The 20,562-nt window shown below is 74.2% G+C and carries 17 protein-coding genes; 5 read left to right on the top strand and 12 right to left on the bottom strand.

The window, feature by feature from the left end; translation table 11 throughout:
- Nucleotides 1-272 precede the first annotated feature (272 nt).
- Together BU197_RS27455 and BU197_RS27450 are read right to left on the bottom strand one after the other, a co-directional pair.
- On the bottom strand, nucleotides 273-1,505 hold the full coding sequence (locus tag BU197_RS27455; RefSeq protein WP_188270999.1) for an aminotransferase class I/II-fold pyridoxal phosphate-dependent enzyme: 1,233 nt from the start codon (nucleotides 1,503-1,505) through the stop codon (nucleotides 273-275).
- 210 nt (nucleotides 1,506-1,715) lie between these two features.
- Complete coding sequence (locus BU197_RS27450) at nucleotides 1,716-2,951, bottom strand: sulfite oxidase (protein WP_188270998.1); 1,236 nt, start codon at nucleotides 2,949-2,951, stop codon at nucleotides 1,716-1,718.
- Between the two features lie 174 nt (nucleotides 2,952-3,125).
- Here BU197_RS27450 and BU197_RS27445 point away from each other — a divergent pair, with 174 nt between their 5' ends.
- Both BU197_RS27445 and BU197_RS27440 read left to right on the top strand, forming a co-directional pair.
- On the top strand, nucleotides 3,126-3,824 hold the full coding sequence (locus BU197_RS27445; RefSeq protein WP_188270997.1) for a GNAT family N-acetyltransferase: 699 nt from the start codon (nucleotides 3,126-3,128) through the stop codon (nucleotides 3,822-3,824).
- A gap of 99 nt (nucleotides 3,825-3,923) precedes the next feature.
- A complete protein-coding gene (locus tag BU197_RS27440) occupies nucleotides 3,924-4,748 on the top strand; it encodes a methyltransferase domain-containing protein (RefSeq protein ID WP_188270996.1) in 825 nt (274 codons plus the stop codon).
- Nucleotides 4,749-4,830: 82 nt separating this feature from the next.
- On the opposite strand, the gene BU197_RS27435 is transcribed toward BU197_RS27440, so the two are convergent.
- Entirely contained in the window at nucleotides 4,831-6,798 is a 1,968-nt protein-coding gene (locus BU197_RS27435; RefSeq protein ID WP_188270995.1) for a DUF5107 domain-containing protein, read from the bottom strand.
- Between the two features lie 177 nt (nucleotides 6,799-6,975).
- Here BU197_RS27435 and BU197_RS27430 point away from each other — a divergent pair, with 177 nt between their 5' ends.
- The gene (locus BU197_RS27430; RefSeq protein ID WP_188270994.1) at nucleotides 6,976-7,308 is read left to right on the top strand and encodes a DUF6204 family protein; all 333 of its coding nucleotides are present in this window, start codon (nucleotides 6,976-6,978) and stop codon (nucleotides 7,306-7,308) included.
- A gap of 64 nt (nucleotides 7,309-7,372) precedes the next feature.
- On the opposite strand, the gene BU197_RS27425 is transcribed toward BU197_RS27430, so the two are convergent.
- The 7 genes from BU197_RS27425 to BU197_RS27395 all read right to left on the bottom strand — a co-directional run bounded on the left by BU197_RS27425 (nucleotide 7,373) and on the right by BU197_RS27395 (nucleotide 14,304).
- Nucleotides 7,373-7,966 (bottom strand): GNAT family N-acetyltransferase, encoded by a 594-nt coding sequence (locus tag BU197_RS27425; protein ID WP_188270993.1) that lies wholly within the window; start codon nucleotides 7,964-7,966, stop codon nucleotides 7,373-7,375.
- A gap of 181 nt (nucleotides 7,967-8,147) precedes the next feature.
- Nucleotides 8,148-8,498 carry a hypothetical protein gene (locus tag BU197_RS27420; RefSeq protein ID WP_188270992.1) on the bottom strand — a complete coding sequence of 117 codons (351 nt, stop codon included), beginning with the start codon at nucleotides 8,496-8,498 and terminating at the stop codon, nucleotides 8,148-8,150.
- Complete coding sequence (locus BU197_RS27415; RefSeq protein WP_188270991.1) at nucleotides 8,495-8,746, bottom strand: lipopolysaccharide assembly protein LapA domain-containing protein; 252 nt, start codon at nucleotides 8,744-8,746, stop codon at nucleotides 8,495-8,497. Before BU197_RS27415 ends, BU197_RS27420 begins: the two co-directional genes overlap by 4 nt.
- A 166-nt stretch (nucleotides 8,747-8,912) precedes the next feature.
- The gene (locus BU197_RS27410) at nucleotides 8,913-9,875 is read right to left on the bottom strand and encodes an LD-carboxypeptidase (RefSeq protein ID WP_188270990.1); all 963 of its coding nucleotides are present in this window, start codon (nucleotides 9,873-9,875) and stop codon (nucleotides 8,913-8,915) included.
- 17 nt (nucleotides 9,876-9,892) lie between these two features.
- On the bottom strand, nucleotides 9,893-11,902 hold the full coding sequence (locus tag BU197_RS27405) for a prolyl oligopeptidase family serine peptidase (RefSeq protein WP_188270989.1): 2,010 nt from the start codon (nucleotides 11,900-11,902) through the stop codon (nucleotides 9,893-9,895).
- Nucleotides 11,903-12,143: 241 nt separating this feature from the next.
- Nucleotides 12,144-13,478, bottom strand: coding sequence for a M20/M25/M40 family metallo-hydrolase (locus tag BU197_RS27400; protein WP_188270988.1), 1,335 nt, complete (start codon nucleotides 13,476-13,478; stop codon nucleotides 12,144-12,146).
- Complete coding sequence (locus BU197_RS27395; protein WP_188270987.1) at nucleotides 13,471-14,304, bottom strand: M55 family metallopeptidase; 834 nt, start codon at nucleotides 14,302-14,304, stop codon at nucleotides 13,471-13,473. Before BU197_RS27395 ends, BU197_RS27400 begins: the two co-directional genes overlap by 8 nt.
- 277 nt (nucleotides 14,305-14,581) lie before the next feature.
- On the opposite strand from BU197_RS27395, the gene BU197_RS27390 reads away from it, so the two are divergent.
- Nucleotides 14,582-15,823 carry a hypothetical protein gene (locus tag BU197_RS27390; RefSeq protein WP_188270986.1) on the top strand — a complete coding sequence of 414 codons (1,242 nt, stop codon included), beginning with the start codon at nucleotides 14,582-14,584 and terminating at the stop codon, nucleotides 15,821-15,823.
- Between the two features lie 151 nt (nucleotides 15,824-15,974).
- On the opposite strand, the gene BU197_RS27385 is transcribed toward BU197_RS27390, so the two are convergent.
- Complete coding sequence (locus BU197_RS27385) at nucleotides 15,975-18,413, bottom strand: MFS transporter (protein WP_317452040.1); 2,439 nt, start codon at nucleotides 18,411-18,413, stop codon at nucleotides 15,975-15,977.
- Nucleotides 18,414-18,703: 290 nt separating this feature from the next.
- On the bottom strand, nucleotides 18,704-19,147 hold the full coding sequence (locus tag BU197_RS27380; protein WP_188270984.1) for an SRPBCC family protein: 444 nt from the start codon (nucleotides 19,145-19,147) through the stop codon (nucleotides 18,704-18,706).
- Between the two features lie 195 nt (nucleotides 19,148-19,342).
- Here BU197_RS27380 and BU197_RS27375 point away from each other — a divergent pair, with 195 nt between their 5' ends.
- Nucleotides 19,343-20,374, top strand: a complete 1,032-nt coding sequence (locus tag BU197_RS27375) for an Rv2578c family radical SAM protein (protein ID WP_188270983.1) — start codon at nucleotides 19,343-19,345, stop codon at nucleotides 20,372-20,374.
- The last annotated feature ends 188 nt before the right edge of the window (nucleotides 20,375-20,562 follow it).

The raw sequence follows: 20,562 nt of genomic DNA, 5'->3' as shown, positions 1-20,562 counted from the left end.
CGGGGCCGCCCGGGTCCCGCGCGGGGCGGGGGTGGAGGTCGGGGTGGGCCTTGGTCGGTGTCACCTGGGCCCCTTGGGCAGTCGGCGGGTGCTCTGCGGTACCGCCCGAGTTCCTCCGGGGGTGGTGGCGGATCTTGGGCGGTGTCGCCCGGGTCCCTCATGGGGCGGTGGCGGACCCCGGTCGGTTTCACCCGGGCCCCTCCGGGAAGCCGACGGGCCCCTTGGTCGTATCGCCCGAGTTCCTCCGGAGGGCCGGCGGGTCTTGGGCGGTGTCACCCGAGTTCCTCCAGGGCCGCTCCGAACTCCGCGAGGTTCCGGGCGACGTGCGGGAGGGCCGTCGGGTCGTCCGCCGCGAGCGTCCCGGCCCGCTCCTCCTCCGTGGCGCCCAGGAACATGCCGGTGCCGAACCGGACGCGCAGCGCGCCGAGTTCGTCGCCGAGCCGGTGACCGCCGGTGGCCGGGGCGCCGAGCCTGCCGGTGAGGTGGTCCTCCAGTTCCAGGGAGTCGGTGACGCCACGGGCGGCGAGACCGGCACGGAGTGGGCCGAGGTCGGCGTAGAGGTGGCGTCCGGCCCTCGGGGGCCTGGCGAAGGCGCCCGAGGCGAGGACGGCGCGGTGGGCGGCGGCGGCGAGGGCTCCGTGGAGGGCGGCGGCCCGGCGGGCCCGGCGGGCGACGTCCCCGGGCTCGTCGAGGGCGTGCGCGGCGGCGGGGGCCACGGGCCCGGGGACCACGGCGCCGAGGAGCGTGAGCACGTCGAGGACCCGGGCCCTGCGGTCGGCCCAGCGGTCGGCGCGGGAGGGGTCGGTGGGCGGGAAGCGGGCGACGGCACAGGGCCAGGCGGCGGGGGTGAGGGAGCCGCCGAGGTCGACGAGGACGGTGACGTCGTCCGGGCACATCTCGGCGGGGCCGAGGAAGACGTCCTCCTCGGGGTGGTGGAGGGTGTCGCGCCAGGTCTCGTCGCTGATGACGTGGAGCCCTTCGGCGACGGCCGCCTCGCAGGCCTCGCGGACGCTCTCGGGCGGGGCGACGGTGCCGGTGGGGTCGTCGACGGCGGAGAGCAGCAGGACGCGTGGGGTGCCGCCCTCGGCCCGGACCCGGCGGACGGTCTCCAGGAGGGCGTACGGGTCGGGGACGCCGCCGCATTCGGCGGGGGTGGGCACGTGGTAGGCGGGGTGGCCGAGGAGCCGGGCCTGCGGGGTCCACCAGACGGGACAGGGTCGGGGCAGCAGGAGGTCGCCGCCGTGCGCGGCGAGCAGGGCGAGCAGCAGGACGGGGGCGCCGGGGGCGGCGGCCACGTCCTCGGGGTGGGTACGCAGGCCCCGGCGCCACCAGTAGCCGGCGGCGGCCTCGCGCAGGACGGGCCCGCCGCCGGGCGGCTCGGGGTCCGTCCGCCGCGCCGAGTCGGCGAGGAGGGCGGCGAGCCCCGGCAGGACGGGCAGACTCGGGTCGGGGCCGGGAGGGCCGTGGTACACCGGACCACGCCCGTCCGGAGCCGTCTGCCGCATGTCCCGTACCTCCTGAGCGCACGGGGGGCGCCGGGACGGCACCTCCCGTGCCCTTTATACGAAGGTTCACCGGATTCCGCCGTTCGAGGCGTCGCTTCGGGCGACACGCGGGACGGGTTCGGGGCGGATGCGGGGCGGATGCGGGGCGGCTTCGCTGCACGGCTCACGAGGCAGGTCGTGGGGCGGTTCACGGCGCGGACCGCGAGGCGGTCAGACGACGGTGACCGGGTGCCGTACGACCGCGTTGAAGAGGTACCCCTGTGTGTTGTGGACGGCCCGCTCGGGCTGGGTGTTGCCCGCGGTGTCGGTGGTACGGGAGAGCAGGGTGACGGGGCCGGTCCGGCGCGGGTGCCAGGGGACGGACCAGCGGACCCAGCCGCCCCCGCGAGGGGTGTCGTGGAGCCGGGCGTGGCGCCAGTGGGCGCCTCCGTCGGTGGAGACCTCTACGGAGCGGACGGGGGCCAGGGCGGACCAGGCGCGGCCGGTGAGCCGGTGGGCGCGCCCGGCCTCCAGGGTGGCGCCGAAGGGCAACTGGTAGGCGGACTTGAGGGTTTGACGGGTGATCGGTTCGCTGCCGCCCTCCGGGTGGGCGGCGCCGAACAGCCGGTACCAGTCGGTGGACCAGGGCGAGACCAATGGACGGGTGGAGACCTCGATGTCGCCGAGCCACTTGATCGAGGCGATGCCGACCCAGGAGGGCACGACGAGCCGGACGGGGTGGCCGTGGTCGTACGGCAGGGGCTCGCCGTTCATCTCGTACGCGAGGATCACGTCGTCGAAGGCCTTGGCGACCGGCAGCGGGCGGCGGACCCGGCCGTAGTCGACGCCGCCGGAGACGTACGGGTCGTCGAGACCGCGCGGCTGGAGGGCGACGGCGTCGCGGGCGATCCCGGCGCGGCGGAGCACGTCGGAGAGGCGGACACCGCGCCAGCGGGCGGCTCCGACGGCACCGAGGGTCCAGGCGGTGCCCGCGACCGCCTCGCCCTGCTGGGTCGCGTAGAGGCTGCGGCCGTTCCCGGCGCACTCGATCAGGGCCGTACGGGTGACGGACGGCAGGTCGCGGAGCTGCCCGTAGGTGAAGTGCACGGGAGCGCGCCCGTGGAGCCCGTCGCCCCAGAGGGTCAGCCGCCAGTCGGCGGCGTCGAGGACGGGGGTGGAGGTGTGGTTGCGGACGAAGAAACGGTCGCCGGGGGTGAGGAAGCCGGTGTCGCCGAAGGCGTCGAACCGGGCCTCGGCGTTGGTGCCCCGTACGGTGAAGTACTCGGTCGGCAGCGCCTTGACTATCCCGGGCGCGGCGGGCCCGGCGAGGGTGGGCGCGGTGGTGGTGCGTGCGGGTGAGGCGAGGGCGGGCGAGGCGGTGGCGAGCCCGCCGAGAGCGGTGGCCGCGGGACCGGCCGCGAGCAGTTTGAGCAGGGCACGACGGGCTGGCGCGGGCGAGTGCGGCACGGGACTCCTCGGACGGGAAGCGACACTCCGCCGGACGGCGGCGCGGCCGATCCTAGGGGCGGCGGGCCGCCGGGGGTGGCTTGTTCACGGTGCCGTCATACGCGGGTTCGTCAGGTCGTGCGGGAACCCGGGAAACACGGAGGCGCCGGGGCCCCGCCGGGCCGACAATGGCGCATGACGAGACCCGCGCACGTACCGGCCCCGGACCCCGCACCCGCCCTGGGGCCCGGACCGGCGCCCCGGCCCGGCCCGGAAGGGGCGAGCACCCCGGCAGCCGACCCGACTCCCACCCCGGCAGCCGACCCGGTTCCCTCTCCGACAGCCACCCCGGGCGCCGCCCCCGCCGCCGCCCCCGTCGTGATCCGTGAGGCGTTTCCGGAGGACGCGGCCGGGATCGCCGCCGTGCACGTCCTGTCCTGGCGCGCCGCCTACCGCGAGCTGCTCCCCGGCCCGTATCTGGCCTCCCTGGACGTGGCGGAACGCGCCGCCCGGTGGCGGACGCGCCTCGGGGCTCCGGACCGGCCCCGGGTCCTGCTCGCGACGGACGGAGGCGGCCGGGTGGTCGGCTTCGTCTGCTTCCGGGCCTGGCCCGGCGAGGAGTTCGCCCCCGGGACGACGGCCGAGGTCGCGGCCCTGTACGCCCTGCCGGAGGTGTGGGGCCGGGGCGTGGGCCGCGCTCTGCTCGCGGAGTCCGCGCGGGCACTCGCCCAGGACGGATTCCGCACGGCGGCGCTATGGGTGCCGGCCGGGAACGCGCGGGCCCGACGGTTCTACGAGGCGGCCGGGTGGCGGCCGGACGGGACGGTCGCCACGGAGGAGACGGGCGGTGTTCTGCTCGACGAACTCCGTTACAGGAAGCTGCTGTTCGGCTGATCCGCTCCACACATGGTCCATATTCCAAGACGTGTATCTCATTATTCGGCATGGATGCGTACGGTGAGGGCACGCACCCACACCAAGGGAGTCGATTCCATGACGCATGCCTCCGCACACGAGACCGCCGTCTACACCCATGGCCATCACGAGTCGGTCCTGCGCTCGCACAGTTGGCGGACCGCCGCGAACTCCGCCGCCTATCTGCTGCCCGAACTGCGCGCGGGCCTTGACGTCCTGGACGTGGGCTGCGGGCCCGGCACCATCACCGCCGATCTGGCGGCGCTCGTCGCACCCGGCCGGGTGACGGGGGTCGACGCGGCCGAGAGCGTCCTGGCGAAGGCCCGAGCGGTGGCGGACGAACGGGGCCTCGGTAACGTCGAGTTCGCGGTAGCCGACGTCCACGCGCTCGACTTCCCCGACGACTCCTTCGACGTCGTCCACGCCCATCAGGTGCTCCAGCACGTCGGCGACCCGGTGCGGGCGCTGCGCGAGATGCGGCGGGTCTGCCGTCCCGGCGGTGTCGTCGCCGCCCGCGACAGCGACTACGGGGCCTTCGCCTGGTACCCCGAACCGCCCGCCCTGGACGACTGGCGGGACCTCTACCACCGGGTCGCCCGGGACAACGGCGGCGAACCGGACGCCGGGCGGCGCCTGTTCGCCTGGGCCAGGGAAGCCGGCTTCACCGAAGTGACGACGACGGCAGGCACCTGGTGCTTCGCCACACCCGACGAGCGTGCCTGGTGGAGCGGCCTGTGGGCGGACCGGACGACCGCCTCCGGCTACGCGGACCTGGCGGTCTCCGGCGGCCACGCGACGGCGGCCGAACTGGCGTCGATCTCGGAGGCCTGGCGGGAGTGGGGCACCCGGGAGGACGCCTGGTTCATGGTCCCGCACGGCGAGATCCTGTGCCGGGTGCCCTGAGCCGTCCCAGGCCGACCGGCTCGCCTCACGCCCGCCCGGCGGGTCGTCCACCCGGCGGGCCGTCGCGATGCGGCGGCTCGGCTCAGCTCGGCCGCATGCGGAACTCGTAGGCGTACGGCAGGGGTTCCTCGGTGAGCCGGGACCAGACCTCACCGAGGATTTCCGCACCCTCCCGCAGGTCCGCGACCTCGAATCCCGCGTCGAAGACGGCGCGCGCCTCCTCCTTCCTGCCCTCGGCGAGCAGGAGGCGCGCTTCGAGGAACCTCAGGGACCCGACCCGCCGGGACCGCTCCGGGATACGGGTCCACAGCTCACGGGCCCGGTCGGTCCGGCCCGCCGTCAGCAGCGCCTCGACCGCCTCCCTGCCGAGCGCTGCGGCGAGCCGCTCCCCCGCCGCCCCGTCCACGGGTACGGCCGTCAGATCCCCGAAGGCCTCGGCGAAGCGCTCGGCGGCCCGCCCGGGGTGCCCGTCCTCCGCGTCGGCGACGGCCAGACAGCGGAGCAGCGGCCAGTGCGCCACGGCCTCCTTCAGACCCCGTTCCCAGCTCCGTACCGCCTGGGCCCGGTCACCGGCGTGCCACTGGGCGATCCCCAGGTGGTACTCGGTGGAGGGATCGGCGGGGGCGGTCTCCAGCATGTCCCGCCAGGGCGGGGCCACGAGCGGAACGAACGGGGCTGCGCCCGGGGCCGGGGGCGGCAGGACGCCGGTGCGGAGCAGTTCGCGCCAGGGGGCCTGCTCCGCACCCAGGGTCGACTCGGGGAAGGGCGTACCGGGCAACTCGTATGCCTCGCGCAGGACTTCGAGCGCTCCCCAGCCCGAGCCGGACGCGAGGACCTCCTCCGGTTCGGCGTCGGCCGAGGCTTCGCGCCAGGCCGTGTACGCGGCGTCGACGGTCGCTCTCGGCAGTGCCTCGGCGAGCCGCTCCGCCACGGCGGTGCGGGCGGCAGCCCAGTCGTCGCCGAGCGCGGTGGCGGGGTCGGCCGCGAGCGGTCCGTACGCCTCCAGCCAGCTGAACTCCCCGCCGCCCGGCAGTTCCAGGTGTTCCAGCTGGGTGCGGGCGAGTCCGGCCTGGATCTCCGCGTAGCCGGGTGTGCCGGGTTCGGTCAGCCACTCCTGCCAGCGTCGGCCGCCGGGCCCGGTGCCCCAGACGAAGAGCTTCCGGCCGCGCAGGACGTCGGTGGAGGTCTGGACGAGTCCGGTGCCGTCCGGGTCGAGCGCGGCGATCCAGCGCCGCCGCCCGTCCGGCAGGTCGTAGAACCAGTCGGCGGCGTGGCGGCTGTGCCGTGGCCGCGAGCGGTCGACGCCGTCCTCGGCGACCGGCACGGGGACGCGACGCAGCCCGCGCTCGTAGCCGTGCCGCCAGGCCGCGTCGGCGGGGGCGAGGACACGGCATTCCTCGGGTACGGCGGTGTTCGACCACCAGTAGACGGGGGCGGTGTGCTCGTGGGGGTTGCGGACGCGGACCCCGGCATAGAGGAAGTCGGAGCCCTCGGGGAGCCAGAGGTCGACTTGGAACGGCAGGTCGCGCAGGCGTTCCCACTCCCAGAGCCTGAGCATCGGCCCGCCGTCGGGCGCCCGGACGGTCGCCGCGTGGAGGGGTGAACAGGAGAGGGTGGTGTGGCCGGTGGCGCCCGTGTTCCACTCGATGCCGCCGGAGAACCAGGCCCCGTTGAGCGCGAAGGCGGCGGGCTGGAGCACCGGGTTGCGGTAGAGGAGTTCGCGGCCCGTGGGCTTGTGGTGGAGGGAGTGCACCCGGCCGCCGAGACCGGGCAGGACGGTCACCCGGAGGCGGTCGTTCTCGATCACGATCGTGTCGAGGTCCAGCGGGGCGCGGTCGCGGCCGTAGCCGTCGCGCACGGGGGTGGGCAGCAGGGTGCGCAGGGGCGCCCTCCCTATGCCCCGGGCCATGTCGCGCGGGAGCAGCGCGAGGGTGCCCGCGTCGACCGCGTGGGCCCCGGCTCCGGCGGGTGCCCGCAGTGCGGGAAGGGGGTTGTCCGGGCCCAACGGGGCTCCGGGCAGCGTCAGTACGGCACGTCGTACGGTCGTCATTGACCCATGGAACACGCCAGGGCCCGTCCCGACCAGGGGTTCTCCCCGTCAGACTTCGGTAAAGGCGGGGACGCGGGGCGATCTCGAAATTCCGGGCGGCACGGGCGGGGCCGCCGTACTGTGAACGGTCGGCCCGCCACCCGGCGGCCGGGAACCAGGGCACAGGGAGTACGAGGAATGGGCACGCAGCACACCTACCGGGTCATCGTGCGCGGCACCTTCGACGGCCTTTCGGAGGAGAGCCGGGGCAGGCTGCTCGCCGAGGTGGACGAGCACGGGCTGACCGCGATGCAGTTCACGGAGGAGGGCTCGCTCGCCTACGACCGGACCCTGAAGCACTTCTCGTTCCGGCTGGTCGTCGTCTCCGACTCCGAGGACGGCGACGAGATGGCGGGCGCGCTCGCGGAGGAACGGGTGGAGACGGCGCTCGCGGAGCTGGGGCACTCGTACAAGGGGCTGCGCTCGACGGTGACCGACCTCGACACGATGAAGATCAACTACAAGCGCTGAGGGGCAGACTTCGGGCGCCGCCTTACGGGGCCGGGCCGGGTCTGGAGCCGAGTCCTGGGCCGCCTTACGGGGCCGAAGCCGGGCCCGGAGCCAGCGACGGAGCCGGGTCCTGAGCCGGGTCCGGGGCCGTGATCGCCCAGCGTTCGTGGTCGCGCCAGGCCCCCTCGATGAACAGCATCGACGGGGAGAAGCCCTCAAGGCGGAAGCCCGCGCGGCGGACGAGGGCGCGGGAGGCCGCGTTGCCCGGCTGGATGTTCGCCTCAAGGCGGTGCAGGTCCATGGGGCCGAAGGCATAGCCCAGGAGCAGCCCCAGGGCCTCGGTGAACAGCCCGCGCCCTGCGGCGTGCGCGAAGGCGCCGTACCCGAGGGCTCCGCTGCGGAAGGCGCCCCTGACGATGTTGTTCACGTTGAGGAACCCGGCGATGGCGTCGTCCGCGCCCCGCTCGCACACCAGGAAGCCCGCCCGCGCCGGATCCTCGACGAGGATCGTCGCGTACGGCACGTACGCCTCCGCCGTGCGCGGCGGGAACAGCCACGGCCGGTGCAGCTCCCGGCTCTCCCGGGCGCGGGCGGTGAACTCCGCCGCGTCCTCCGGGGCGAAGGGCCGCAGCCCCACCCGGGGCCCGGCAACGAGGAACCGGCCTTGGTCATCGGACATGGGGCAAGCGTAGGCCCGGGGCCGGCGGGAACGGCGGGGGTTTTCGGGGCCCGTCAAGGTGTCGGCCTGTCGACACGGCGACCCGTCGGGGTACTCGGGGTGTCGGCCTGTCGGCACAGCGACCCGTCGGGGCATTCGGGGCGCTCGGGGTGCCGGCCTGGCGGTGCGGGGGCTGCCGGTTTCAGCGGCGGGCCGTCCGGACGCGGGGCGGGCAGGTCTCGCCCTTGCGTACGACTCCGATCATCACCGTGGTCCGCCGGTCAAGGCCCGTGCCCGCCGACGGGTACTGCGTGCAGACCCGCCAACTCAACGGCCAGAGCACCCGCCGGTCCCGGCCGCCCACGTCGTGCACGTCGAGCCGGGTGCGGCGGCCGAGACCGGTGAAGACCTGCCACAGGCCCCGGTCGAGGAAGTCCGGCATCGGGCGGGCTCCCGCCTCCTCGTCGGACGCGGCGGATTCCTCCGCCGAGCTGACGGCCACGGCCGCGAGCGCGAGGACCGCGCCCGCGCCCACGACCGCCCGGCGTCTCACTTCCGCCTCCGCGCCCCGAAGTAGTAGCCACAGGCCGCGCCGAGCAGCGCCGTCGCGAGCAGCGCCATGTAGATCGGCATCGTCACCTCGGGGATGAGGAGCCGGATCCTGACCTCACGGGTGTTCTCGAAGATGAAGACGAGGGTGAGGACCGCGACCGCGATCACCACGATCCGGCCCGGAGTGAAGTACTCGGCCCATCCGGACCTGCCCCCGCCCGATGTCCCCGATCTCTCCTTGCGACTCATTCCCGGCCCTCTCCTCTGTCCCTACCGCCGGCCTCGCCTCGGCCGACATCGTGGGACCAGAATGAGCCGAACGACACCTCACCGTGAGGATAAGCAGGGCCGAAAGAGTGACTTGTCAGACATCTCACACCCTCTGCGGCACAGCCCGTCACCAGCGCCCAAGGGCTCAGATCAGCGCCGGTACGTCGAGGGTGAGCGTCCCCTCCTCCGCGTCGAGCACTCCGGGCACCCCGAGCGGCATGGTCAGCGCCGTCTCGCCGTGCCCGAAGCCCATCTCCTCCACGACCGGCACCCCGAGCCCCCCGAGCCGGTCGGCGAGCACCGCCCGCACCTCCTCGTAGGGGCCGCACTCGGCCCAGGAACCGAGGCCGATGCCCGCGACCCCGTCGAGCCACCCCGAGCGCAGCAGTTGGGTGAGGATCCGGTCCAGGCGGTAGGGCTCCTCCCCCACGTCCTCCAGGAGCAGCAGTCCGCCACGCGCCGAGGGCCGGGCCCATGGGGTGCCGAGGTCGGCGGCGAGGATGCTGACGCAGCCGCCGAGGGTCACCCCCCGGGCCCGGCCCGGTGCCAGGGCCCGCGCGGTGTCCAGACCGAGCGTCCGTACCGTCTCGGGCGCGAACAGGGTGGCCCGCAGCGATTCCCGGGTGCCCGGATCCGAGAGGAAGGTCCCGGCGGCGATCATCGGGCCGTGCAGGGTGACCAGTCCGGCGCGGACCGCGAAGGCCTCGTGCAGGGCGGTCACGTCGCTGTAGCCGACGAACACCTTGGGTCCCGCCGCCCGCACCGCCCGCCAGTCGACGAGGTCCGCCATGCGCTGGACCCCGTATCCGCCGCGCGCGCAGATCACGGCGTCCACCGAGGGATCGCACCAGGCCTCCGTCAGATCGCGGGCCCGGTCCCGGTCGGTGCCCGCCAGATAGCCGAGGTCGGGGTGGACGTCCAGGACGTGCGGGGCGGGTACCGCGTCCAGGTCCCAGCCCCGCAGGATGTCGAGGCCCGCCTTCAACCGCTCCTCGGGGACCGGTCCGCTCGGGGCGACGATCGCGACCCGCGCCCCGGGCCGCAGCCTCGGCGGCCGGACGAGCCCGCCGCCGGGCAGGCCAGGCCCCGGCCCCGACCCCGGCCCCATCCCTGGTACCGGCCCCGTCACGTCCGGTACTCCAGCTCCGGCACGTCCGTTCTCGCGAGGCCGAAGACGCGGGTGTAGAGGGAGAGTTCGGCCTCCAGGGCGCGGACCATCGTGTCCGCCCGGCGGAAGCCGTGGCCCTCCCCCTCGAAGGCGACATAGGCGTGCGGGATGCCCCGGCCCGCCATCCGGGCCAGGAAGCGCTCGGCCTGCGCGGGCGGGCAGATGACGTCGTCGAGGCCCTGGAGCAGGAGGAACGGCGCGGTGATCCGGTCGATGTGCTCGATCGGGGAGCGCTCCTTGTAGCGCGCGGGCACCTCGTCGATCGGTCCGATGAGGCCGTCGAGATACCGGGACTCGAAGTCGTGGGTCTCGTCGGTCGCCCAGCCCCGCAGGTCGAGGACGGGGTAGATGATCGTGCCGCAGGCGTAGACATCGGTGGCGACGAGCGAGGCGGCGGTCGTCCAGCCGCCCGCGCTGCCGCCGCGCACGGCGAGCCGGGCCGGATCGGCGGTGCCCTCGGCGGCGAGGGCGGCGGCGACGGCCGCGCAGTCCTCGACGTCGACGACGCCCCACTGCTCACGGAGCCGCTCCCGGTACTCCCGGCCGTAGCCGGTGGAGCCGCCGTAGTCGACGTCGGCGACGCCGATGCCCCGGGAGGTGAAGTAGGTGATCTCCAGGTCGAGGGCGAGCGGGGAGCGGCCGGTGGGGCCGCCGTGCGCCCAGATCACATAGGGCGGCAGCTCCCCCTCGGGTGCGGTGAACCCGGGGTGGTGGGGCGGGTGGATCTTGGCGTGGATCTCCCGCCCGCCGGGGCCGGTGAAGGTACGGAGCCGGGGCTCGGCGTACAGGGCGGGGTCGACGGCGTCGGTGTGCCCGGCGCCGATCACCCGGGCGCGGCCGGTACGGGTGTCCAGCTCGACGAGTTCGGCGGAGCCGCGCGGTCCGGCGGCGATCCCGGCCACCCGGGTGCCGTGCGCGGCGAGCGTCGGCGACCAGGCGGTCCAGGGTCCGGCGGCGTCGGCGAGGGTGCCGCGCCCGGGGTCGAGGATGCCGAGCGCGGTGGTGCCCCCGCCGTGGACGACGGCGATCAGGCCGCTCTCCAGGGGGGTGAACCAGCGGGAGCCGACCGTCCACAGCGGGCCGCCGAACTCCTCGCTCCTGGGGCAGAGCGCGGCCGGTGCGCCGAGGCCGCCGTCCGCTTCGACGGCGGCCCGGTAGAGGTTCCACCAGCCGGTGCGGTCGCTGACGAACAGCAGTCGTCCGGCCGCGTCCCAGTCGACCTGCGGGATCGACTCGGCGGGCCCGCCCGCGACGGTCCTGGCGTCCCGGAAGGTGCCGTCGGGGCCGACCTCGGAGAGGAGGACCTCGGTGCCGTCCCAGGGCATCCGGGGGTGGTCCCAGGCGATCCACGCGGCCCGGCGGCCGTCCGGGGAGAGCCGGGGCCCGGTGACGAAGCGGTGCCGTCCGTCGGACAGCTCCCGTACGGCGGTGCGGTCCTCGGCGGCCGAGCCGTCGAGCGGGACGGCGGCGAGGACCCGGCGCACATCGGTCGGCGCCGGGCCGGTGAACTCCTCCAGGACGCACCACACCTCGCCCCGGTCGAGGTGGACCACCGGGTCGGCCCAGCGCAGTCCGCCGCCGGTCGCCGAGACGGGGGTCAGGGGCCGGGGCCCGGTGCCGGGTGCGGCGTCGGGCTCGTGGACGTACAGCCGCTGGTCGGGGAAGTGGCAGAAGACGACGAGCGGTCCCCCGTCGGGCCGCTCCGCCGCCGCCCAGGGCTGCCCGCCGTACTCGATCACGCGGCTGCGTACGTTCCACGGGGCGGGCAGTGCGCTCTCCTCCGTGCCGTCGGCGCGCCGTCGCACGAGGGCGCGGCGGCCGCCCTCTGCGGGGCGCGGTGCGGTCCACCACAGCTCGTCGCCGACGGCGCCGAGGTGATCGGGCCGTCCGTCGTGCGCCGCCGCGAGTGCCGCGTCGACCGGTGACGGCCAGCTGCCGTAGGCGGCCGTGACCCTGGTCGTGGCCATGCGGTCCTCCCCCTTGTCGGTTCTCTCGTGGGTTCGCCCGGTGGGTTCCCGGGCCGGTTTCCGGGTGGTTCGCCCGGTGGTTCTCCGTGCCGGCCAGGGTCTGGCCGGCACGGTCCCGCCCCGGAGCCGTGCGGGCCGGGGTGCGGCCGCCGTGGTCCCGGGAAGTCGGGTGAGGGTCCTGGGCCGTCTCTTCCGGATCCTGACTGGCCCGCGCCGCCCGGCGAGATCCGGAAGAGACGGCCTAAGCCGATCTCAGGTAGTGGTCGAGGACGCGGACGCCGAAGTGCAGGGCGTCCACGGGGACCCGTTCGTCGACGCCGTGGAACAGGGCTCCGTAGTCGAGCCCCGGGGGCAGCCGGAGCGGCGAGAAGCCGTAGCCGGTGATGCCGAGCCGGGAGAACTGCTTGGCGTCGGTGCCGCCGGACATCGTGAAGGGCAGCACGCGTCCGTCGGGGTCGAAGCGCTCGACGGCGGCGCGCAGCCTGGCGAAGGTCGGCGAGTCGACGGGGGCTTCGAGGGCCGCCTCCCGGTGGTGGAACTCCCACTCCACATGCGGCCCGGTGAGCAGGTCCATGGTCGCGGCGAACTCCTCGTCGGTGCCGGGCAGCGTCCGTCCGTCGACGTAGGCGACGGCCTGGCCCGGGATGACGTTCACCTTGTAGCCCGCGTCGAGCATCGTCGGGTTGGTGCTGTTGCGGACGGTCGGCTCGACGAGGGCGGCTGCGGGACCGAGCTTGTCGAGGAACAGGTCCACGTCGAAGTCGGGCGCCCGGGGGTCGGTGTCGATGCCGTACACCGAGGCGAGTTCGGTGAGGGCGGCGCGGACGGTGGCGGTGAGGCGGACCGGCCAGGTGTGCGCGCCGATCCGGGCGATGGCCTCGGCGAGGCGGGTGACGGCGTTGGCCGTGTTCACCTTGGAGCCGTGTCCCGCTCTGCCGTGGGCGGTCAGCTTGAGCCAGGCGGTGCCCCGCTCCCCCGCCCCGATCGGGTACAGGGTGGTGCCGGGCTCCGGGTGGAAGCTGAACGCCCCGGACTCGCTGATGCCCTCCGTACAGCCCTCGAAGAGGTCGGCGTGGCGGTCGGCGAGGAAGCCCGAGCCGTCCTCGGCGCTGGCCTCCTCGTCGGCGGTGTAGGCGAGGACGATGTCCCGGCGCGGCCGGACGCCCTGCCGGGCCCAGCCCCGGACGACGGCGAGGACCATCGCGTCCATGTTCTTCATGTCGACGGCGCCGCGTCCCCAGACGACCCCGTCGCGGACCTCGCCGGAGAAGGGGTGGACGGTCCACTCGGCGGGGTCGGCGGGGACCACGTCGAGGTGTCCGTGGACGAGGAGCGCGTCGGCCGAGGGGTCGGTGCCGGGGATGCGCGCCACCACGTTGGCACGGCCGGGGGTCCGCTCCAGGAGGGTGGGTTCGATTCCGGCGGCGGCGAGCCGCTCGGCGACGTACTCGGCGGCGGGCCGCTCCCGGCAGTCGCCGCCGCCCCGGTTGGTGGTGTCGATGCGGATCAGCTCGGAGGTGAAGGCGACCACCTCGTCGAGCGCTGTCGTGTCCGGTCCGCGGACCTCCTCAGCCATACTGCTCCTCCACCGCGGCCGAGACGATGGTCGTGACCGCCTTGAACGTCCTGATTGCCTCGTACATCGTCTCGCTGGTGTAGGAGACGCGGCGCTCGCCGCTCCGCACCGTGCCGGGAACCACCGTGGCGGCCGCTCCCAGGTGCTCGGCGTCGAATTCCAGCTCCACGGTGAAGGGCCCGCCCCTGACCGGCTCGTGGCGGACGGCGAGCGCGGCGCCGGTCCGGGCGGCCGCCCGGATGTCGGCGGCGGTTCTGGCCGGGGTCCGGCAGACCGCCGCATACCGCGAGACGTAGTCCTTGACGGCGACCTTGGGGGCCTCCGGCGCGTATCCCAGGGCGTCCTCGCAGGTGAGGTCGTCTCCGGTGACGAGGACGACGGGGACCCCGTACTCGGCGACCACATGGGCGTTGAGCAGGCCCTCGCTCGCTCGCTCGCCGTTCAGCCAGACGCCGGTGATGGAGTTGGCCAGGTAGGTGTGGGCGAGGACGCCCTCGGTACCGGCTCCGGTGTGGTAGCCGACGAAGGCGATGCCGTCGACGTCCCCGTGCTGCACGCCCTCGACCATGGAGAGGGACTTGTGCCGTCCGGTGAGCATCTCGGCGCGCTCGTCGAGCCGCTCCAGGAGCAGGTTCCGCATGGACCAGTGCGCTTCGTTGATGAGGACCTCGTCGGCGCCGCCGTCGATGAAGCCGAGCACGGCGGCGTTCACATCGGAGGTGAACAGGGCGCGGCACCGCTCCCACTGGGGCGTGCCGGGCAGCACGTCGGCGGGCCAGGTCACACCGGTCGCGCCCTCCATGTCGGCGCTGATGAGGATCTTCATGTCTGGCACCGTACGCGCCGCCCGGCGACCCCACCACCCCTGTGGATAACCCTCGTTGAAGCGGGCCGCCGACGCCCGCCGGAACGCGGGTACGGGCCGCCCCCGCGGTTCCGGATGTCCGTGAAGTCCGTCTCTCCCGGGTGGTGAGGGGCCTGCGAGGCCTTGCCAAGACGATTTTCCGACGTTCGGTTGTCCACAATCGGACGAATCGCCGTCAAGGGGTGCGTATAGGCTGTCGGCCGCAGTTTCTCGCAACCGACCTTCCGGAGCGCTCTCGGTGACCATCGCCCTCGACCCGTCCGACCTCTCCCCCGCCGCCGTCCCCGCCGTCCCCGTGTCCGCCGACGCCGCGCCTCCCGTGACGGAGGAGCCGGGCGACTTCTGGGTGCAGCAGCCCGAGCCGCAGGCGACCCCGGCCCCCGAGACCGCCACGTCCGAGACCGAGCCCGAGACCGAGCCCACCACGGCCGAGAACGAGCCCGAGGGCGAGGACGAGGACGCCGAGGAGACCCCCTCGGCGGACGATCTCGACCCCGTCGTCGTCCGTGACGCCCACGATTTCGGCGTGTACGCGCGCACCGGCGGCTGGACCTTCGCCCTCAAGGTGGCGCGCAGCGTCCGGCCCGGCGGCCAGCCCGCCGAGGGCACGGCCCGGACGAAGGTCTCCGCGAAGGCGTTCGCGGGGCTCGCGGGGTGCTCGCCGGAGCGGGTGATGCGCTACTACAAGGCCTGGGACATGGCGGCGGACGACGGTCTGGTCCCGCAGTTCGAGGTGCTGGTCCCGGGCGAGGACGTCGAGCTGCCGGACGCGGACGTCTGGCTGTCGTACTACGTCTCCCGCAACAGCGCCACATCGGTGCGCGGCCAGGCGATCAGCGCTGCGGCCGAGGCGGAGGGCATCCGGCCGACGAAGGCCCTGGAGGTCGCCGAGAACCCGACGGCGCTGCGGGCGGCGATCCTGGCGGACCCGGGGACGGCCGAGGCGGCGCGCGGTGCGCTGCTCGACCGGATGAAGGAGGACCCGGCGCTCCAGACCGAGATGGCCCGTGCCATCGCGCGCACCGACGATCTGAAGAAGGCGGTCGCGAGCGAGGCGAAGGCCGCCGACCGGATCGGCTACGTGCGCCAGATCGTCGAGAACGGCCAGATCAAGACGCCGGCCGGGCAGACCGTGGCGGCGCCGGCCGAGCTGCGGGCCGAGGCCGAGCGGCATCTGTCGCTCATCGACGAACTCGACGACTCGGAGGAGGCGGGCGAGTGGGCCGGTGAGGCGTACGACACGGTGAAGGGCCTGGTCGCCAAGGCGGTGGAGGAGGACCCTGAGCTGCGGGTCCAGGAGCGCAGGACGAAGTTCTACAACAGCTTGCAGAAGGCGACGAAGGTCTTCGAGGAGCTGACGCTCGACGAGGTCCTCGAAGAGGAGATCTTCGAGGACGACATGCTCCAGCGCCTCGAAGCCCTCCAGGAGGCGATCGGCTCCTGCATCAACACCCTGCGCAAGGCGTCGACCACCTCCTGACCCGGCCCGAAGCCCGGCCCGAAGCCCGGTTCACGGCCCGGCTCGCGGCTCGCAGGGGCGCCGGTTCGCGGACCGGTTCGCACCCCGCCCCGGGGGCCCGAGCGCCGGTTCGCGAGCCGGACCGGGCCCCGGCAGCCCCGTCCGGGGCCGCTCAGTCGTGGTGGCCGAGCTGGAGGTCGCGTTCGGTGCGGCCTCCGCCGGCCATCCGCAGGACGGTGGCGACGGGCGGGTAACCGGCGGCGATGACGGTGTACTCGCCCGAGGACAGGTCCACGAAGCGGAACGTGCCGTCGGCGCCGGTGGTGAGGGTGTCGACGACGTTCCCCGCCGCGTCGAGCAGGGTGACACGGGCGTCCTCGACGGGCCGCCCGCCACCGGCCCTGACGGTGCCGCGCAGGACGGCGCCGCCCGCCAGCTCGATGTCCTGGCGGGTCTCGCGGGAGGACTGGACGCTCACCGGCAGCGCGGCGGGCCGGAAGGCGGGGGCGCTGGCGGCGAGCGTGTACTCGCCCGCGACCAGCTCGCTGATGACGTAGCCGCCCTCGCGTCCGCTGCGGGTGGCGGCGACGACCTCGCCGCGTACGTCGGTGAGGGTGACGGAGGCGTCCGGTACGGGCATGCCGTCGGCGGTGAGGACGCTGCCCGCGAGCCGTCCGGCGCCGCCGAGGACGACGTCGAGTTCGACGGGCCGGTCGCCGACGGTGACCGAGACGGCCTGGGGCTGGTGGCCTCCGGCCGCCGCGATGAGGACGTACGCGCCGCCGCCGGGGGCGCTCAGCGCGTATCGCCCGTCCTCGCCGCTGGCCCCGCGCCCCACCTGGCGGCCCTGGACGTCGACGAGGGTCAGGGCGGCCCGGGGGACGCGGCTGCCGTCGTGGTGCCGGACGGTGCCGCAGACGGGGAACCCGGCGGACGGCGGGGGCACGGGGGCGGCGGGCCGGGCGTGCGGCACGGTCGGGGCGCCGCCGAGGTCGGCTCCGGGGGCCTCGGTGGCGGGGCTGTGGTGGGACACCAGCGGTTTCTCCTTGAGCAGGAAGGTCAGGACGAGGCCGAGCACGAGGACCGGCACGAGGTAGAGGAAGATGCGCGGCATCGCGTCCGCGTACGCCTGGACGTACGCCTCGCGCAGCGCGGGCGGCAGGGTGCGCACGGTCTGCGGGGTGATCGAGGCGGCGGGCGGCAGGGTGGCACCGGTGGGGGCGAGGGCGGCGAGGCGGTCGCCGAGGGCCGCGTCGAGCCGGGAGGCGAAGAGGGTGCCGAAGACGGCGGCGCCGACGCTGCCGCCGATCTGCCGGAAGTAGTTGTGGGCGCTGGTGGCGGTGCCGAGGTCGGCGGGGCGTACGGAGTTCTGCACGGCGAGGACCAGGACCGGCATGACGAGGCCGATGCCGGTGCCGAGGATCGCCTGCCACAGGCTGTACTGGAGGCGTGGGGTGTCGGCGTCCATGCGGGAGAGCAGCCACATGCCGAGGGCGGCGGTGGCCGCGCCGATCACCGGGTGGGCCTTGTAGCAGCCGGTGCGGCTGATGAGCTGGCCGGAGAGGACGGAGGAGACCACGATGCCGCCCATGAACGGCAGCATCAGGAGTCCGGATTCGGTCGCGCTGGCGCCCTCCACCATCTGGAGGAAGCTGGGGAGGTAGCTGGCGGCGCCGAAGAGCGCGACACCGATGACGGCGCCGACGAGCGCGGTGACGGTGAAGACGGAGTCGCGGAAGAAGCGGAGCGGGATGAGCGGCTCGGGGGCGTGGCGTTCGACGGCGAGGAAGAGCAGGGCGGCTCCGACGGCGCCGCAGGCGAGGCCGATGACGACCCGGGAGCCCCAGGCGTACTCGGTGCCGCCCCAGCTGGTGAGCAGGACCAGGCAGGTGGAGGCGGCGGCGAGGAGGAGGGCGCCGAGCACGTCGAAGCGGGCGCGGGCGGCGGGTCTGGGGAGTTTGAGGACGGCGGCGACGACGGCGAGGGTCACCAGCCCGAAGGGCACGTTGAAGTAGAAGCACCAGCGCCAGGAGACATGGTCGGTGAAGAAGCCGCCGAGCAGGGGTCCGGCGACGGAGGCGAGACCGAAGGCGGCGCCGATGAGGCCCATGTAGCGGCCTCGGTCCCGGGCGGGGACGATGTCGGCGATGATCGCCTGGACGCCGATCATGAGGCCGCCCGCGCCGACGCCCTGGATCGCCCGGAAGGCGATGAGCTGGTCCATGGTGCGGGACCAGCCGGCCAGGGCGGAGCCGATGACGAAGACGACGATGGCGAAGAGGAAGACGCCCTTGCGGCCGAGGAGGTCGCCGAGCTTGCCGTAGACGGGCAGGCCGATGGTGGAGGTCAGCAGGTAGGCGGTGATCGCCCAGGACATCCGGTCCAGGCCCTGGAGTTCGCCGACGATCTTCGGCAGGGCGGTGGCGACGATCATCTGCTCAAGCGCGGCGAGGAGCATCGCGAGCATGAGGCCGCAGAAGACCAGCCGGACGCGGCGGGGTTCGAGCGCGCCGGGGCCGAGGCCGGGCCCGGGGCCCGAGCCGGGTGGCGGGGCGGGGCCGACGGGCGGCGGTGTGCCCTGGACGTCCTTCACCGTGGTGATCACACCCACGTGTCTGCTCCCCTCGTCACGGCGTCTGCGCCGCGTCATTCTTCGCCGAGGGCGAGCGGCGGGGAGCGCGGGTGACGGGAGGGGCTCGGGGAGGTCCGGGTGGGTGAACGTCCTTATGCCGGAGCGCACTTGGGGCGCTCATCAGCGCGTTTACGGGAGAGCCCGCGCCCCCTGGCGCGCGGGGGCGCCGGTAACGGGGGTGCGGGCGATCCACTCGAATCGGTGAACGCTCCGGGCGTTACTTCTCGGTGAACGCTCCGGGCGTCGCGTCTCGACGAACTCTCCGGGTCCTACTTCTCGACCTCGGCCGCCAGCTTGTCGAGGACGGCGTCGTAGATACGGCCGAGGCCCTTGGGCGCGAAGGTGCGCTCGAAGAAGCCGCCGATGCCTCCGGCACCGTTCCAGACGGTGGTGACGACGACCCGGGACCTGCCCTCGCCCGCGGGGGTCACGGTCCAGGTGGTGACCATGGAGGAGTTGCGGTCCTTCTCGGCCAGCTGCCCTTCGGTGGGCTCGGTGACCTCCAGGAGGCAGTCGCGGACGCGCTTGCTGGTGGCCTGGAGCTTCCAGTGGACGAGGGTGCCCGCGCCGTCGCCGCCCTCGCGCACCTCGTACTCGCTGAAGTGCTCGGGGAGCAGCTTCGCGCGGGTGCCGCTGTAGTCGGCCAGCGCGTCGAACACCGTCTCCGCGTCCGCCGCGACGATCCGTTCGGTGGTGGCCTCGACCTGCGCCATTGACTTCCTCCAGCTCGTGGTTCCTCGCCCGCGGGTTCCCCGGGCGCAGAGGCCAAGCGAACCACGCGGGCTCCGACGCGCGAAATCCGGGTTGCGGCGATCATGGGAACAGATGTTCTATTCTGGCCGAACGGTCGCCCCGGAGCCTCCGGCCGGACGGTCGACCCCGAACCGAGGACCACCGAGGAGGCGCCCATGCGCTGGGACCATCTGGGCGACAGCCCCGCCGCTCCCGCCGACACCGCCCTGTTCGGCACGGAGGCGGTCACCACCAGAACCTTCGACACACCCGAATTCCGAGGCATCACCTTCCACGAGGTACGGGCCCGCTCGGTCCTCAACCGGGTGCCCGGCGCCTCCCGGATGCCGTTCGAATGGACGGTCAATCCGTACCGGGGCTGCACGCACGCGTGCGTCTACTGCTTCGCCCGCAAGAGCCACTCCTATCTGGACCTCGACACCGGGATCGGCTTCGACTCCCAGATCGTCGTCAAGGTGAACGCGCCCGAGGTGCTCGCCCGCCAGCTCGCCTCCGCCCGCTGGCAGGGCGCGCACATCGCCATGGGCACCAATGTCGACTGCTACCAGAGGGCCGAGGGCCGGTACGGTTTGATGCCCGGCATCCTCACCGCGCTGCGCGACCACGCCAACCCCTTCTCGATCCTCACCAAGGGCACGCTGATCCTGCGCGACCTGGAGCTGCTCACCCAGGCGGCCCGGGTCACCGAGGTCGGCATCTCCGTCTCCGTCGGCTTCACCGACCGGGAGCTGTGGCGCACGGTCGAACCGGGCACGCCCTCCCCGCAGCGCAGGCTCGACGTCGTCCGGACGCTCGGCGCGCACGGCATCGACTGCGCGGTCCTGATGGCGCCCGTCGTGCCCTTCCTCGGCGACCGGCCCGAGCAGCTGCGCGCCACCGTCCGCGCGATCGCCGAAGCCGGGGCGAGTTCGGTCACCCCGCTGGTCCTGCATCTGCGGCCCGGCGCACGCGAGTGGTTCATGCGGTGGCTGCGGGAGCACCACCCGGGTCTGGTGAGCCGGTACGAGCGGATGTACGCGGCCGGGGCCTACGCGCCGACCTGGTACCAGCGCCGGATCACCCGTCAGGTGCACGAGTTGGCGGCCGAGTTCGGCATCGGGCCCACGCGCCACGGAGGGGCCCGGCGGATCCCCGTACCGGAGGAGCCGGAAAGGGCGGCGATCCCCGAGCAGCTCACGCTTCTCTGAGCGGAAGGCCCCGGCGGGCGTCCGAGCGGAAGGCACCGGCGGCGTCCGAGTGGGAGGCCTCGGCTGCTCCCCGTCCAGGAGGTCTCGGCGGCCCCCTGCGCGGGACGCGGTTCCACGGCGGGGCCACCCGGCGGGCTCCCTCCTTTCGGGTCAACTCTGGCCCCGGCGGGTCCTGTCGCGGCCCGTTC

This window comes from Streptomyces sp. CBMA291, from assembly GCF_014596525.1.
Lineage (GTDB): Bacteria > Actinomycetota > Actinomycetes > Streptomycetales > Streptomycetaceae > Streptomyces.
The sequence above is the reverse complement of the archived record's forward strand: the minus strand, read 5'-3'. Positions and strand labels throughout refer to the sequence as shown.

Excerpts from the sequence above, each read along its gene's own strand:
- BU197_RS27455 (WP_188270999.1), bottom strand. The coding sequence starts at position 1,505 with ATGCGGCAGACGGCTCCGGACGGGCGTGGTCCGGTGTACCACGGCCCT.
- BU197_RS27445 (WP_188270997.1), top strand. The coding sequence starts at position 3,126 with ATGACGAGACCCGCGCACGTACCGGCCCCGGACCCCGCACCCGCCCTG.
- BU197_RS27440 (WP_188270996.1), top strand. The coding sequence starts at position 3,924 with ATGACGCATGCCTCCGCACACGAGACCGCCGTCTACACCCATGGCCAT.
- BU197_RS27435 (WP_188270995.1), bottom strand. The coding sequence starts at position 6,798 with ATGACGACCGTACGACGTGCCGTACTGACGCTGCCCGGAGCCCCGTTG.
- BU197_RS27430 (WP_188270994.1), top strand. The coding sequence starts at position 6,976 with ATGGGCACGCAGCACACCTACCGGGTCATCGTGCGCGGCACCTTCGAC.
- BU197_RS27425 (WP_188270993.1), bottom strand. The coding sequence starts at position 7,966 with ATGTCCGATGACCAAGGCCGGTTCCTCGTTGCCGGGCCCCGGGTGGGG.
- BU197_RS27415 (WP_188270991.1), bottom strand. The coding sequence starts at position 8,746 with ATGAGTCGCAAGGAGAGATCGGGGACATCGGGCGGGGGCAGGTCCGGA.
- BU197_RS27410 (WP_188270990.1), bottom strand. The coding sequence starts at position 9,875 with ATGGGGCCGGGGTCGGGGCCGGGGCCTGGCCTGCCCGGCGGCGGGCTC.
- BU197_RS27405 (WP_188270989.1), bottom strand. The coding sequence starts at position 11,902 with ATGGCCACGACCAGGGTCACGGCCGCCTACGGCAGCTGGCCGTCACCG.
- BU197_RS27400 (WP_188270988.1), bottom strand. The coding sequence starts at position 13,478 with ATGGCTGAGGAGGTCCGCGGACCGGACACGACAGCGCTCGACGAGGTG.
- BU197_RS27395 (WP_188270987.1), bottom strand. The coding sequence starts at position 14,304 with ATGAAGATCCTCATCAGCGCCGACATGGAGGGCGCGACCGGTGTGACC.
- BU197_RS27380 (WP_188270984.1), bottom strand. The coding sequence starts at position 19,147 with ATGGCGCAGGTCGAGGCCACCACCGAACGGATCGTCGCGGCGGACGCG.
- BU197_RS27375 (WP_188270983.1), top strand. The coding sequence starts at position 19,343 with ATGCGCTGGGACCATCTGGGCGACAGCCCCGCCGCTCCCGCCGACACC.